Source organism: Marinomonas maritima (assembly GCF_024435075.2).
GTDB lineage: Bacteria > Pseudomonadota > Gammaproteobacteria > Pseudomonadales > Marinomonadaceae > Marinomonas > Marinomonas maritima.
This window is the reverse complement of sequence record NZ_JAMZEG020000001.1, coordinates 598,853-614,370: the sequence shown is the minus strand read 5'-3', so window position 1 is coordinate 614,370 and position 15,518 is coordinate 598,853. Positions and strand designations below refer to the sequence as shown.

General features: G+C 44.5%; 10 protein-coding genes, 2 tRNA genes and 3 rRNA genes. 7 read left to right on the top strand and 8 right to left on the bottom strand.

The annotated features are described in order from the left end of the window. Positions 1-336: 336 nt before the first annotated feature. The 6 genes from gap to M3I01_RS03010 all read left to right on the top strand — a co-directional run bounded on the left by gap (position 337) and on the right by M3I01_RS03010 (position 5,859). Complete coding sequence (gap, locus tag M3I01_RS03035; RefSeq protein ID WP_255894103.1) at positions 337-1,350, top strand: type I glyceraldehyde-3-phosphate dehydrogenase; 1,014 nt, start codon at positions 337-339, stop codon at positions 1,348-1,350. A gap of 81 nt (positions 1,351-1,431) precedes the next feature. After that, complete coding sequence (gene pyk / locus M3I01_RS03030; RefSeq protein ID WP_255894102.1) at positions 1,432-2,880, top strand: pyruvate kinase; 1,449 nt, start codon at positions 1,432-1,434, stop codon at positions 2,878-2,880. A gap of 6 nt (positions 2,881-2,886) precedes the next feature. Further along, positions 2,887-3,357, top strand: a complete 471-nt coding sequence (locus tag M3I01_RS03025) for a methylglyoxal synthase (protein ID WP_255894101.1) — start codon at positions 2,887-2,889, stop codon at positions 3,355-3,357. A 212-nt stretch (positions 3,358-3,569) separates the two neighbouring features. After that, positions 3,570-4,061, top strand: a complete 492-nt coding sequence (gene purE / locus M3I01_RS03020) for a 5-(carboxyamino)imidazole ribonucleotide mutase (RefSeq protein WP_255894099.1) — start codon at positions 3,570-3,572, stop codon at positions 4,059-4,061. Positions 4,062-4,064: 3 nt separating this feature from the next. Further along, entirely contained in the window at positions 4,065-5,132 is a 1,068-nt protein-coding gene (purK, locus tag M3I01_RS03015) for a 5-(carboxyamino)imidazole ribonucleotide synthase (protein WP_255894098.1), read from the top strand. 253 nt (positions 5,133-5,385) lie between these two features. Continuing rightward, complete coding sequence (locus M3I01_RS03010; protein ID WP_255894097.1) at positions 5,386-5,859, top strand: Lrp/AsnC family transcriptional regulator; 474 nt, start codon at positions 5,386-5,388, stop codon at positions 5,857-5,859. A gap of 301 nt (positions 5,860-6,160) precedes the next feature. Here M3I01_RS03010 and rrf read toward each other — a convergent pair. The 6 genes from rrf to tyrS all read right to left on the bottom strand — a co-directional run bounded on the left by rrf (position 6,161) and on the right by tyrS (position 13,208). Then, a 5S ribosomal RNA gene (rrf, locus tag M3I01_RS03005) occupies positions 6,161-6,275 on the bottom strand. Between the two features lie 217 nt (positions 6,276-6,492). Beyond that, a 23S ribosomal RNA gene (locus M3I01_RS03000) occupies positions 6,493-9,389 on the bottom strand. A gap of 289 nt (positions 9,390-9,678) precedes the next feature. Further along, positions 9,679-9,754: transfer RNA gene (locus M3I01_RS02995), tRNA-Ala, on the bottom strand. 23 nt (positions 9,755-9,777) lie between these two features. Further along, positions 9,778-9,854 (bottom strand) — tRNA-Ile (locus M3I01_RS02990). A 74-nt stretch (positions 9,855-9,928) separates the two neighbouring features. Continuing rightward, a 16S ribosomal RNA gene (locus tag M3I01_RS02985) occupies positions 9,929-11,469 on the bottom strand. Together the 16S, 23S and 5S rRNA genes with 2 tRNA genes alongside form the textbook arrangement of a ribosomal RNA operon. Before the next feature lie 434 nt (positions 11,470-11,903). Next, positions 11,904-13,208 carry a tyrosine--tRNA ligase gene (gene tyrS / locus M3I01_RS02980; protein WP_255894096.1) on the bottom strand — a complete coding sequence of 435 codons (1,305 nt, stop codon included), beginning with the start codon at positions 13,206-13,208 and terminating at the stop codon, positions 11,904-11,906. 105 nt (positions 13,209-13,313) lie between these two features. Between tyrS and M3I01_RS02975 the strand changes: the two genes are divergently transcribed. After that, on the top strand, positions 13,314-14,720 hold the full coding sequence (locus M3I01_RS02975; protein ID WP_255894094.1) for a peptidoglycan DD-metalloendopeptidase family protein: 1,407 nt from the start codon (positions 13,314-13,316) through the stop codon (positions 14,718-14,720). Between the two features lie 86 nt (positions 14,721-14,806). Here the strand turns inward: M3I01_RS02975 and M3I01_RS18555 are convergent, their stop codons facing one another. Both M3I01_RS18555 and M3I01_RS18550 read right to left on the bottom strand, forming a co-directional pair. Continuing rightward, positions 14,807-15,109 (bottom strand): hypothetical protein, encoded by a 303-nt coding sequence (locus M3I01_RS18555; RefSeq protein WP_394358963.1) that lies wholly within the window; start codon positions 15,107-15,109, stop codon positions 14,807-14,809. A 23-nt stretch (positions 15,110-15,132) separates the two neighbouring features. After that, positions 15,133-15,489, bottom strand: coding sequence for a hypothetical protein (locus M3I01_RS18550; protein ID WP_394358962.1), 357 nt, complete (start codon positions 15,487-15,489; stop codon positions 15,133-15,135). Positions 15,490-15,518: the final 29 nt, after the last annotated feature.

Sequence of the window (15,518 nt, the reverse complement as noted above, 5' to 3'; positions counted from 1 at the left end):
ATCAAAATTTTATGTAATATTACTACATTTTAATTTTATTTCACGCTAAAACGGCAGATAAATTATTAAAAAAAACAATATTATGTAATTTATTTACATAAATGATTCGAAACAGTCGCTCTTTCGGTTAAAATAATCAAACGTTTGTAATATAACTCTGTACAATATTAGACAAAGATCACTATTTGGTCGAAAATTAGCCAAATAGAGATAAATTTATTACTAATCCTTGCTTAAAAAATCACTTATGTAGTATTTTTACGTCAAAGAATAATACTGAACATGAAATGTTCGAATTCGAACACTTCACAATTTCCGCACTATTTAGAGGTGAGTATGACGATTAAGGTAGCTATCAACGGTTATGGACGCATTGGACGCAACACACTTAGAGCCTTATACGAATCAGGCAAGCGTGATCAAATCCAAATAGTTGCGATTAATGATCTTGGCGATTCAAAAACCAATGCTCATTTAACAAAATATGACACTGTCCATGGTCGCTTTAATGAAGAAGTAACCTTTGACGATGAAGCGCTATACATCAACAAAGATAGAATCCGCACTTTCTCTGAACGTAACCCTGCAGACCTTCCTTGGGCAGAGCTAGACATAGATGTGGTTTATGAATGTACTGGCTTTTTTACAACAAAAGAAAAAGCCAGCGCTCATATCACTGCTGGCGCGAAGAAAGTCATCATTTCTGCACCAGGTAAAGAAGTGGACGCGACTGTTGTATACGGTGTTAACCAAGATGTATTAACGTCTGAAATGACCGTTATTTCTAATGCTTCTTGTACAACTAACTGTCTAGCGCCATTCGCTAAACCACTGAGTGAAAAGCTAGGAATCGAAAGTGGCTTAATGACTACGATTCACGCCTACACCAATGATCAGCGACTTTCAGATGTTTATCATGAAGACCTTTACCGTGCCCGTGCAGCCGCAATGAACATGATTCCTAGTAAAACAGGTGCTGCAGCGGCTGTTGGTCTTGTTATCCCAGCACTAGTAGGTAAGTTTGATGGTCTGTCTGTTCGCGTGCCAACTATCAATGTATCGCTAGTAGATTTAACTTTCTTAGCGCCTCGCGAAACCACAGTAGAAGAAATAAATAAAATTATTGAAGACGCTATCAAAGCGGACCCAATTCTTGCACAAGTTCTCCATGTCAATTATGAGCCACTTGTCTCTTCTGACTTTAACCACAACGCCTTCACTTCCAACTTCGATGCGACACAAACACGTGTGCAAGGTAAATTGGTAAAAGTTATGGCTTGGTATGATAACGAGTGGGGGTTCTCAAACAGAATGCTCGACAACACTATCGCATTAATGAATGCAAAATAGTTAATATATATGAAGGCTGCTGACGCAGCCTTCATCGTCTCTTATACTTCACTTCAAGCTTTCTAATCTTTGGTACATAAAATGACTCGTAGAACTAAAATTGTTGCCACCTTAGGCCCTTCTTCTAGCTCTCCAGAAATGATTGAGAAATTAATCTTGGCTGGCGCTAACGTCTTTCGACTAAACTTCTCTCATGGTCAGCCAGAAGACCACATTAACCGAGCAGAAGTTGTTCGTGCTATGGCAAAGAAAAACAATCGCCATGTAGCCATTCTTGGTGATCTACAAGGCCCTAAAATACGAATCGCACGCTTTAAAGATACCAAAGTTGAACTTCAAGATGGCGCGACGTTCATCCTAGACGTTGGCTTTGATAAAAATGCTGGCGACGAAAATCGTGTTGGTATTGATTACCCTCAATTGGCTGCCGACTCTGAACCAGGTAATGTGTTGCTCCTAGATGACGGCCGAGTTGTTCTTGAAGTCCTTGAAATTAAAGGGACAGAAGTTATAACGAAAGTTCTTGTGGGTGGCGCGCTGTCAAATAACAAAGGTATAAATCGCCAAGGTGGCGGACTTTCTGCTGCAGCACTTACTGAAAAAGATAAAGAAGACATCAAGACCGCAGCAATATTAAAAGCAGACTATCTTGCGGTCTCGTTCCCTCGTTGCGCAGCTGACCTCCATGAAGCACGTGCATTGGCAGAAGCCGCAGGCCTTAAAGCAGGTATCGTTTCTAAAGTAGAACGTGCAGAGGCTGTTGCCGATAACGAGACACTGGATGCTATCATTCTAGCTTCAGATGCAGTCATGGTTGCTCGTGGTGATTTGGGTGTAGAGATTGGGGATGCAGAATTAATTGGTGTTCAAAAACACATGATCAAGCGCTGCCGCCAACTGAATCGTCCAGTTATCACAGCAACACAAATGATGGAAACCATGATCACCAGCGCGATGCCAACACGTGCAGAAGTATTTGACGTTGCCAACGCGGTTCTAGATGGCACCGATGCCGTTATGCTGTCTGCTGAAACGGCGGCAGGGAAATATCCTGAAGAAGTTATCCATACTATGAACCGTGTTTGTTTGGGCGCTGAGAAACAACCAGCTATCAATCGTTCAAAACACCGTGTCGATGTGACCTTCACTAATATTGATGAAACCATTGCGATGTCAGCGATGTATGCTGCAAACCACCTAGAAGGTGTAAAAGCGATCATTAGCTTGACCGAATCAGGTACTACGCCACTCCTTATGTCCCGCATCAGCTCAGGTTTGCCAATTTATGCATTATCCCCAAACCAAGCGACACTCAATAAAGTAACTCTTTATCGTGGCGTCACACCAGTAGCATTCTCCTCTCAAGAGTTCAATGTAGATACTATAGTGACAGGCTTAGTTGACCACGTTAAAGCTCTCGGTCTAATCTGCGACGGCGACCTAGTCATTGTCACAAAAGGTGATCATTTGGTTAGCTATGGAACAACTAACATGATGAAAATAGTAAAAGTCGGCGCAGCTGAGGAATAAAGCACCTTGAAAAGCAAGACTTTACGACAAAAGACCATTACAACACCAGAGCGTAAAAACGTCGCTCTGGTGGCTCATGATAATATGAAGCCAGCGCTTATTGAATGGGCTGAAAAACATAAAGAAAAACTTATTAAGCACAATTTAATGGCAACTGGAACAACGGGGAATTTAATGCAGAAGCAATTGAATGTTCCCGTTAAATCACTTATTAGTGGCCCTCTAGGGGGTGATCAACAGCTAGGCGGTTTGATTGCAGAAGGAAAAATAGATGTCTTAATATTTTTCTGGGATCCATTCGAACCTATGCCGCATGATCCAGACATTAAGGCATTACTACGTGTTGCAGCAGTCTGGAATATCCCTATTGCTTGTAGTGTTTCTTCAGCGAACTTTCTTGTCACATCGCCTCTTTTTGAAAGTGAATTTGAACGACAAATACCTGACTATGAAAAGTATCTTCAAGAGCGACTTTAGTCGCTCTTTTTTATCTAATCACACCGAAGTCAATCTCTCTCTCATATTATCTGAACACTCGCTGTTTTCTTCAAAATCGGCTATATTAGCGCTCCATTATCCCCTTTGATATTACTGTGTTAGGCCTCAGTCATACCAGATGAATATATATTTATACTCAACGTATTATGCCCCTTAGCACCACGTTGACAGCCACTGATAGGAGAAATATTTTGCAAGCAGAAGTTGCCCTAATAATGGGATCAAAAAGTGATTGGGCTACGATGGAAAGTGCCGCTGAGATAATGGACGCTCTTGGTGTCTGCTATCACGTCGAAGTCGTTTCCGCTCATAGAACACCAGTCAAACTTGCAGAGTTCTCAGAAAGCGCGGCAGACAAAGGTTTTAAGGTAATTATTGGCGGTGCTGGCGGTGCAGCTCATTTACCTGGCATGGTAGCGGCACACACTCGTCTGCCTGTTCTGGGTGTACCAGTACAGAGTAAAGCCCTAAACGGCATGGATAGCCTTCTGTCTATCGCTCAGATGCCAAAAGGCGTTGCCGTTGGTACACTTGCTATTGGTAACGCAGGTGCCTTCAATGCAGGCCTCCTAGCTTGCCAAATTTTAGCTCTTTCAAACCCCGTACTCGCGGATAAGATAGAAGCATTTAGAGCCAACCAAACAGACACTGTTTTGGCAAATCCTGACCCTAGAGAGGTTTAATCTATGTCAGTTCTATGGGTATTAGGAGCAGGTCAACTCGGGGCAATGCTCAAACAAGCAGGTATGCCACTGGGTATTGACGTTCGTCCGGTTGATATAGAAGCAACAGAAACTTTATCGTTAAGCTCGACAGACATCATAACCGCGGAAAGAGAAGAATGGCCAGAAACAGCAGCAACAAGACAACTATCTACACACAGTAACTTTGTTAACTTAGCCACTTTTCCTCAACTTGCTGATCGACTAACACAAAAACAGTGGCTTGATCGCCTTGCACTAGCAACCGCACCATGGTTTCCAGTAGAAAGTGACTCTAGCGCTCAACATGCCTATCAAACCCTCGGTGAACGAGTTCTGTTGAAACGTCGTCGTGGTGGTTACGACGGTAAAGGCCAATATTGGTTAAAGCAGTCAGAAGCAACAGAAATACCTGAAGACTGGAAAGGGTATGCGATTGCAGAACAAGCTATCAATTTTGATGAAGAGGTATCATTAGTAGGAGTACGAGGTAAAAATGGCGATACATATTTCTACCCTTTAACACTTAACCTTCACATCAATGGCATTCTGTATGCTTCCATTTCACCCTTAGATCGCCTCAAGCCTTTTCAAAGTAAGGCGGAAACCATGCTCAGTAAGCTCATGGAAGCCCTAGATTATGTCGGCGTTATGGCAATGGAGTGTTTTCGCGTTGGTGATGACTTACTCATTAATGAACTTGCGCCACGAGTTCACAACAGCGGTCATTGGACACAAGCGGGTGCAAGTGTCTGTCAATTTGAAAACCATGTACGCGCCGTCACAGGCCTTCCGTTGGCGCCTGCAGAGGTTAAAAACCAAAGTATGATGGTCAACTTAATCGGTATAGATTTAGATTATGAATGGCTAAAAATTAAAGGTTTGGAGCTATATTGGTATAAAAAAGAGGTGCGTCTTGGAAGAAAGGTCGGACATCTGAATTTTTGCTCTGGTAGTCTCACAATATTGCAGAGTGCATTAGCAGACTTAAAACTGCCAAAGCCTTACCCAGAAGCCCTACTGTGGTTAGCTAAAAACCTCCCTAATCAATAAATTTTATACTCCTACCAATAAAAAATGCCGTTAATCAGAAATGATGAGCGGCGCTTTTATTCAGTTGACTTCAATTTCATCAAGATGGATAAAAAACGACCAATCGTGCAAAAAAATGTCTATTAATTAGCAAATATAATGTTTTTGAACTTGTTTACTTTACAAAACTCCTTATTCTAAACGGCCAAGCTAAGAAAATAGACCGACGACTATAAGAAAAGCAGTACATTTAGATACTGATAAGGAACTTTGAATGAACAATATTGAACTAGACAGCTATGATTGGCGATTACTCAAGGCCCTTCAAACAAACGCAAGACTTACTAATGTCGCACTATCTGAACAAGTAAACTTATCTCCATCTCAATGCTCAAGACGCTTACAAAGACTAGAGCAAAACAACCTAATAGAAGCTTACTTTACTCAGTTAAATGCCAGTGAATTAGGCTATAAAATAACCGCTTTTGTGAACATAACACTTGATAAAAGTATAAAAAATTCAGATAAAGAATTTAAAGAAGCAATCGAGGCCATACCACAAATATTGGAATGTTATTCTGTAAGCGGAGAAGCAGATTACTGGTTACGAATCATTAGCCAAAACTTACCGGCCCTCTCAATATTTTTGGGTGAGTCACTTGCAAGCCTACCATGCATACGAGACTTAACGTCTACCGTTGTTTTAAACCGCATAAAACACGCACCTTCCATCCCTCTACCAAATTAATTTTAAGCCTATTAAAAAGCGATACAAACTTTGCTATGACGACACCTTTGTAGACACTTCATAACTATACAATAATAGGTAAACATGAAGTGAATTACGCAGTGATTAACTATACCATTACTGAACCGATCCACAGACAACATCAAATCAACAATAAACTGAATCACCTCACACACTATCAGGCATCTTTATGTTCCAGCACCAAGATAGACGACGCCTTCCCTGATCACTTTTCTTAACCATTTATTTCAGCCAAAAAAAAGCCCTGACAGCGTTAGCTATCAGGGCTCTCTTAATTTAAGCTTGACGACGACCTACTCTCACATGGGATCTCCCACACTACCATCGGCGATGGCGCTTTTCACTTCTGAGTTCGGGATGGGATCAGGTGGTTCAACGCCTCTATGATCGTCAAGCAATTCTGCTGCGTTCGTTCCGGTGGTGTCTTTAGATGATAATGTCTATCCTCTGTTTCTTCCCACCAAAACACGCGAAGACATGCTTGGATCTTTAACAATTCTTTTTTGAAATAACAATAATCAAGGTTAAACCGATGTTCATCATTGCTGATGTGTATCGTAATCTGTGTCTGTGTTTTTAAAGTATTATTCTTTAAAACCACTTTGGTGTTATATGGTCAAGCCTCACGAGCAATTAGTATTGGTTAGCTCAATGCCTCACAGCACTTACACACCCAACCTATCAACGTCCTAGTCTCGAACGGCTCTTTAGGGGACTTATGTCCCAGTGAGATCTTATCTTGAGGGAGGCTTCCCGCTTAGATGCTTTCAGCGGTTATCCCGTCCGAACGTAGCTACCCGGCAATGCCACTGGCGTGACAACCGGAACACCAGAGGTTCGTCCACTCCGGTCCTCTCGTACTAGGAGCAGCTCCTCTCAAATCTCAAACGTCCACGGCAGATAGGGACCGAACTGTCTCACGACGTTCTAAACCCAGCTCGCGTACCACTTTAAATGGCGAACAGCCATACCCTTGGGACCGGCTTCAGCCCCAGGATGTGATGAGCCGACATCGAGGTGCCAAACACCGCCGTCGATGTGAACTCTTGGGCGGTATCAGCCTGTTATCCCCGGAGTACCTTTTATCCGTTGAGCGATGGCCCTTCCATACAGAACCACCGGATCACTAAGACCTACTTTCGTACCTGCTCGACGTGTCTGTCTCGCAGTTAAGCGTGCTTTTGCCTTTACACTCTACGCATGATTTCCGACCATGCTGAGCACACCTTCGTGCTCCTCCGTTACTCTTTGGGAGGAGACCGCCCCAGTCAAACTACCCACCACACAGTGTCCTCGATCCAGATAATGGACCTGAGTTAGAACCTCAAACATACCAGGGTGGTATTTCAAGATTGGCTCCAATAGAACTAGCGTCCTATCTTCAAAGCCTCCCACCTATCCTACACAAATAGGTTCAAAGTTCACTGTGAAGCTATAGTAAAGGTTCACGGGGTCTTTCCGTCTAGCCGCGGATACACAGCATCTTCACTGCGATTTCAATTTCACTGAGTCTCGGGTGGAGACAGTGTGGCCATCGTTACGCCATTCGTGCAGGTCGGAACTTACCCGACAAGGAATTTCGCTACCTTAGGACCGTTATAGTTACGGCCGCCGTTTACTTGGGCTTCGATCAAGAGCTTCGCTTGCGCTAACCCCATCAATTAACCTTCAAGCACCGGGCAGGCGTCACACCCTATACGTCCACTTTCGTGTTTGCAGAGTGCTGTGTTTTTAATAAACAGTCGCAGCCACCTGGTATCTTCGACCGACTAGTGCTTACGGAGCAAGTCCTTCACACCGGCCGGCGTACCTTCTCCCGAAGTTACGGTACCATTTTGCCTAGTTCCTTCACCCGAGTTCTCTCAAGCGCCTTGGTATTCTCTACCTGACCACCTGTGTCGGTTTGGGGTACGGTCAATGTATATCTGAAGCTTAGAAGTTTTCCTGGAAGCATGGCATCAACCACTTCGCCCAAAAGAGGGCTCGTCATCAGTTCTCGATCTTCCCACTAAAGGGAGGTGCCCGGATTTGCCTAAGCACCTAACCTACCGCCTTAAACACAGACAACCATCGCTGTGCTGGCCTAGCCTTCTCCGTCTCTCCATCGCAATATACATCGGTACAGGAATATTAACCTGTTTTCCATCGACTACGCATTTCTGCCTCGCCTTAGGGGCCGACTCACCCTGCCCTGATTAACATGGGACAGGAAACCTTGGTCTTCCGGCGGGGGAGTTTTTCACTCCCCTTATCGTTACTCATGTCAACATTCGCACTTCTGATACCTCCAGCCTGCCTTACAGCTTGACCTTCAACGGCTTACAGAACGCTCCTCTACCATGCCTAATAAATTAAGCATCCGTAGCTTCGGTGTACAGTTTGAGCCCCGTTATATCTTCCGCGCAGGCCGACTCGACTAGTGAGCTATTACGCTTTCTTTAAAGGATGGCTGCTTCTAAGCCAACCTCCTAGCTGTCTAAGCCTTCCCACATCGTTTCCCACTTAACTGTAACTTTGGGACCTTAGCTGACGGTCTGGGTTGTTTCCCTTTCCACGACGGACGTTAGCACCCGCCGTGTGTCTCCCGTAATTGCACTCATTGGTATTCGGAGTTTGCATGGGGTTGGTAAGTCGGGATGACCCCCTAGCCCAAACAGTGCTCTACCCCCAATGGTGAGATACGAGGCGCTACCTAAATAGCTTTCGAGGAGAACCAGCTATCTCCGAGCTTGATTAGCCTTTCACTCCTATCCACAAGTCATCCCCAGCCTTTTCAACGGATGTGGGTTCGGTCCTCCAGTTGATGTTACTCAACCTTCAACCTGCTCATGGATAGATCGCCCGGTTTCGGGTCTATTCCCAGCAACTAAACGCCCTATTAAGACTCGGTTTCCCTACGGCTCCACTACATGCTTAACCTTGCTACTGAAAATAAGTCGTTGACCCATTATACAAAAGGTACGCAGTCACGGAACTAAGTCCGCTCCCACTGCTTGTACGTACACGGTTTCAGGATCTATTTCACTCCCCTCACAGGGGTTCTTTTCGCCTTTCCCTCACGGTACTGGTTCACTATCGGTCAGTCAGGAGTATTTAGCCTTGGAGGATGGTCCCCCCATATTCAGACAGGATATCACGTGTCCCGTCCTACTCGTTTTCACTATAATGGCATTTTCGTATACGGGGCTATCACCCTCTACGGCGGCTCTTTCCAGAGCCTTCTACTAACACCAAAATAACTTAAGGGCTAATCCCCTTTCGCTCGCCGCTACTTAGGGAATCTCGGTTGATTTCTTTTCCTAAGGGTACTTAGATGTTTCAGTTCCCCTCGTTCGCCTCGTATGGCTATGTATTCACCATACGATACCCGCAAGCGGGTGGGTTTCCCCATTCGGACATGTTCGGATCAAAGTCTGTTTATCGACTCCCCGAACCTTTTCGCAGATTACCACGTCCTTCATCGCCTCTGACTGCCAAGGCATCCACCGTGCACGCTTGGTCACTTGACCATATAACCCAAAGTAGTTTCATGCCGAAGCACTTACTAACGTTAGATCACAACCAAAGAGCTTTTGTATCTCTTTGGATTTACGATAATAGAAGTCACTAGGTTAAAGTGAACTTCCACCGGTTTAACACTTGATTTATCGTTATTTCAAAATTCGAATTGTTAAAGAGCAAGTTTAGTGCAAAGCACTAAGTCAGAGACTAAAAATCATCAAGCACTTGAAGTGTTGATGCTTAGTATCTTGCTTAGGACTCTAGCTAAATCTTTTCACACAGAAAATAAGTAAGAAATGGTGGAGCTATGCGGGATCGAACCGCAGACCTCCTGCGTGCAAAGCAGGCGCTCTCCCAGCTGAGCTATAGCCCCATATCTTTTACTTATCGAGTATTTGGTGGGTCTGGGCCGATTTGAACGGCCGACCTCACCCTTATCAGGGGTGCGCTCTAACCAACTGAGCTACAGACCCAAATACTTTCTGTGCTTCTTATAAATTAGACATCAGATAATTTGTGTGAACGCTCACCAGAGGTTTCTATCGTTTAAGGAGGTGATCCAGCCCCAGGTTCCCCTAGGGCTACCTTGTTACGACTTCACCCCAGTCATTGACCACTCCGTGGTAACCGCCATCCCCGAAGGGTTAAGCTAGCTACTTCTGGAGCAATCAACTCCCATGGTGTGACGGGCGGTGTGTACAAGGCCCGGGAACGTATTCACCGTGACATTCTGATTCACGATTACTAGCGATTCCGACTTCATGGAGTCGAGTTGCAGACTCCAATCCGGACTACGACGTACTTTGTGGGATTCGCTCACTATCGCTAGCTTGCAGCCCTCTGTATACGCCATTGTAGCACGTGTGTAGCCCTACTCGTAAGGGCCATGATGACTTGACGTCGTCCCCACCTTCCTCCGGTTTGTCACCGGCAGTCTCCTTAAAGTTCCCACCATTACGTGCTGGCAAATAAGGACAAGGGTTGCGCTCGTTACGGGACTTAACCCAACATTTCACAACACGAGCTGACGACAGCCATGCAGCACCTGTCTCACAGTTCCCGAAGGCACCATCTGATCTCTCAAATGTTCTGTGGATGTCAAGAGTAGGTAAGGTTCTTCGCGTTGCTTCGAATTAAACCACATGCTCCACCGCTTGTGCGGGCCCCCGTCAATTCATTTGAGTTTTAACCTTGCGGCCGTACTCCCCAGGCGGTCTACTTATTGCGTTAGCTGCGCCACTAAGTCATTACAACCCAACGGCTAGTAGACATCGTTTACGGCGTGGACTACCAGGGTATCTAATCCTGTTTGCTCCCCACGCTTTCGCACCTCAGTGTCAGTATTAGTCCAGGGTGTCGCCTTCGCCACTGATGTTCCTTCCTATATCTACGCATTTCACCGCTACACAGGAAATTCCACACCCCTCTACCATACTCTAGCTAGCCAGTATCGGGTGCCATTCCAAGGTTGAGCCCTGGGATTTCACATCCGACTTAACAAACCACCTACGCGCGCTTTACGCCCAGTAATTCCGATTAACGCTTGCACCCTCTGTATTACCGCGGCTGCTGGCACAGAGTTAGCCGGTGCTTCTTCTGGGGCTAACGTCAAAGCAATGAAGTATTAATCCACTACTCTTCCTCACCCCTGAAAGTGCTTTACAACCCTAAGGCCTTCTTCACACACGCGGCATGGCTGGATCAGGCTTGCGCCCATTGTCCAATATTCCCCACTGCTGCCTCCCGTAGGAGTCTGGGCCGTGTCTCAGTCCCAGTGTGACTGGTCATCCTCTCAGACCAGTTAGAGATCGTCGCCTTGGTAGGCCTTTACCCTACCAACTAGCTAATCTCACGCAGGCTCATCTAATAGCGGAAGGCTCCGAAGAGTCCCCTCCTTTCCCCCTCAGGGCGTATGCGGTATTAGCATGCGTTTCCACATGTTGTCCCCCTCTACTAGGCAGATTCCTACGCGTTACTCACCCGTCCGCCGCTCGTCAGCAGGAGCAAGCTCCCCTGTTACCGCTCGACTTGCATGTGTTAAGCCTGCCGCCAGCGTTCAATCTGAGCCATGATCAAACTCTTCAGTTAAAAGTTTGCTCACTCAAATCTTATTACACTAACTATAACTTAATCGATTCGTCATCCCGAAGAACAACAAATCAACATAAAGCGATTGCCGTGTAGACTCTCGTAAGACTTCAATTTTTTTGATCAACTACATCTCGGTAAAACCGGTCTGCGATGATCTTCTGAAGCCTCTAGCGAGCGCCCACACAAATTATCTGATTATCTATTTTAAAGAGCGATCTGATCTTCGGTTCAACGTTCTTACTAAGTAAGTTACAAACTGTTGTTTGCGTCGTTGTCCGTGTCAGTGGAGGCGTATAATACAGCCTGAATCTTTTAGCGCAAGCCCTTTTTTAAAGTTTTTTACTTTTGTTTCGTTCACGTTACAAATAATAGAAAAGGCGCCTCTGCGCCTTTTCTATTATTTACTAAATTCTATAATGACTATAGCGTAATCATAAAACAAACAAATGGTGTTTTTTCTTACCTAACTTAACAAGAAAGTATTTGTCGTAATAGCCATTCTCAGATTTAAAAATATCCGCAGCACCCATGTTGTCATCAAGTCCTTTCGCCGCACCATTTACAAAAACTGAATTTCGCTGCAGCGCATCCTTAACTTGCTTCCCACTCGCAGCCAGACCAGCATCCGCCAGCAAGGAAGTTAAAGGCACTAAAGACAGATCAATTCCAGACAACGAACTACTCGGCAATCCATCTTGTTGTATTTGAGCTAAATCTTGCTTACTCAATGAATCAACGTCACCACTAAACAAAGCTTGAGTGATGCGCTCTGCCGCCTGAAGACCGTCGTCACCATGAACAAGCTTAGTAACCTCACGCGCCAAGATAGATTGACCTTGTGGCTTACCGCCCCCTTCTTGATCCTGCTTTTCAATCCCTTCAATTTCTTCGACAGATAAGAAAGTAAAGTATTTCAAGAATTTATAAGCATCAGCATCAGCAGTATTCAACCAAAACTGATAAAAAGCATATTGGCTAGTTTTATTCGAATCCAACCAAATTGTACCCGTTTCGGTTTTACCAAACTTAGTCCCATCTGACTTTGTCACCAAAGGCATAGTCAAACCAAAAGCTTGATTACCATTTTGTCGACGAGTCAAATCTGTTCCACCAGTGATATTACCCCACTGATCACTGCCACCAATCTGTAGCGTACAATTATGCCGCCTATTCAGTTCTGCAAAATCATAAGACTGCAGAATCATATAAGTAAACTCGGTAAACGATATCCCCTCACCTTCGCGATTGATACGCTGCTTCACCGATTCTTTTTGAATCATGGCATTTATAGAAAAGTGTTTACCGACATCACGTAAAAAATCTAGAATGCTAAGGTCTTTCGTCCAGTCATAGTTATTAACAACCTCAGCACTATTTGACTCATTATTAAAATCGATAAATTGACTAACCTGCGCACGTAGCTTCTCTACCCACTCAGCGACCACTTCAGGACCATTTAATTTACGTTCAACCGCCTTAAAACTTGGGTCGCCAATCAAACCAGTCGCACCACCAACTAACGCCAATGGTTTATGACCCGCCAATTGAAAGCGTTTAAGCATCAACAATGGTACTAAGCTACCAATATGCAGACTATCTGCTGTAGGATCAAAGCCACAATAAAGAGTACAACTTCCGCCATCCAGATGCTTTCTCAGCTCATCTTCGGCCGTCATTTGGGCGATAAGTCCGCGAGCTTGCAAGTCATTTAAAAGGTCTTTACTGCTGACAGTCATTATTTTGATCCATATCCTAGTTAGTTTATCGTACTTAAGCATTCAATTATAAAAGTAATGTTGGTAGGATTATAAGGCTTTATTAAAGATTTTTGGGTACGCATTTTGATCAAACTATTACCAACAAAGCATTTACTGCTAATTTCAGCTGTAAGTGTGTTCCTCGCCGTAGTGCTTTTAGCCCTGCCAGACGAGGAAACAATCAACAATAGCCTCATATCCCTCGAAGCAAACTTTGAGGTAATAGACCAGTCTAAGCTGATGCTTAATGACTTGCAGAAGCTCACACCTTCAACTAACACGGCGGCATCAACTTCATTTTTCACCAACAACATAAATCCTACTTACGATATCTCAACACCGGACGCCTTAGCAAAAAAGAACAGCCCACCGACATTTAGGGAACAAACAGCCGAGATTAAGCCAGGCGACTCACTCTCCAAGGTGCTATCTAATAAAGGCATATCAGCACAAGATATATACAAAGTATCTCTGGCCGATAAAAAACAAAAAACATTATTACAAATGAGACCAGGGCAAAAGCTAAACTTCACCACCAATGAAGCTTCTGGTGAGCTCACCCGACTGACACTTATTTTAAACCGCTTAGATAGCGTCACCTTTGAACGTAACGACAATGAATTCAGCAGAACGGATACATCTAGAACACCAGAAATTGTTCAAACCTATAAAGAAGCTGAAATAAATAACTCGCTGTTTGTTGACGGATTAAGATCAGGTATTGAGCAATCGCTCTTAATCGAACTTGCCAATATTTTCGGCTGGGATATTGACTTCGCTTTGGACATACGTAAAGGCGACAGTCTAAGTATGCTATACGAGGAAAAATTCCTTGATGGCGAAAAGATTGGACACGGCAATATTATCGCCGCCCAATTCATTAATAATGGCCGAACTTATCAAGCCATTAGGTATAAAACAGGAAAAGGTGCCAATTACTACACCCCTGACGGTATGGCTATGCGCAAGGCCTTCATCCGGACACCTGTAGATTTCACTAGAATTTCATCTAAATTCAACCCCAACAGATTACATCCAATTTTCAAAACCAGTAGACCTCACCGAGGCGTGGATTACGCGGCGGCCAGCGGAACACCAGTCAAGGCAGCTGGCGATGGGAAAATTTCCTTCGCTGGAAAACAAAATGGTTATGGCAATGTTGTTATTATCGATCACGGACGGGGCTACCAAACACTGTACGCCCACTTAAGAGGTTTTGCTAGAGGCACCAAACGTGGCGTAAAGGTACAGCAAGGCAGAATAGTTGCCTATGTGGGGCAAACTGGCTGGGCAACAGGTCCTCACCTGCATTATGAATTCAGAATAAATGGCACGCATAAAAATCCAGTAACTGTCAGACTACCGAATGACGATCCTATGCCTAAAGACGATTTGAAAAAATATCTTCCTTATGCAAAACAAGTAACCTCCACATTAGCTAACTCCCACTCACCTTCCTTTGCACAGAAGCTTGCTTCTCTTAAAAACTAAGCAACAAGAAGACAAAAAAAACAGCAACTGGTTTAATGCTGTTCACTTAAGCGGAACAGTATTATGAGATACCGGATACCTCGTCTTTAATTGCTTGACCAAGCGAGGCCGACTAGGCCTCGCTTTTTTCGCTCCAAAAACAAATTACACACCCCAGACCTTAGCTCCTTAAGGCGCATTCCTGGCTTAGCGGCTGCCATCACGATCAAGTTGGAAGCAATAAAAGTAAACGCCACTTTTAAACGCACATCGCTCGCTCGTTGACCATGTGATGCCGCCGCATGACTCGCCTCTCGACGCACAATGTTGTAGGCAAGCAACATTCCCCACATTTCTTGGTAGATTAGATCGACTTTCTTACTGCGCAACGTAATAGCGTTATTGAGCATGGAAGATTTGATGTCACGAAACCCTAGTTCAATTTCCAGCGCTGATGGTACAGCTGAGCAATTTTATCAGCTGGGTAGTCGCTGATAGGAAGTGGTGTCAGTACCGTCTTGGCTTTACCTTGAACGTCATAGGTTATGGCTCGTATATCCCAATATTCGGGCAGATTAGCGTTCTTTTTGCGTGCTTGCGGGGAGACTTTCATACGCCATAATGCATCGCCATCACCATATTCTTCAATGACTTCATACACAGTATTGCTGCGCTTGGGGATTAACCAATGTCGTTCATTTCCTCCATTCATCGATGCATGCATGAGATTGGGACTCCAAAAATGTCGATCTAAGAGTGTACTGCTGAGATCTGGAATCTGATCTAACATCACTTCAGCTTATGGCGTTTCAGCTTTTC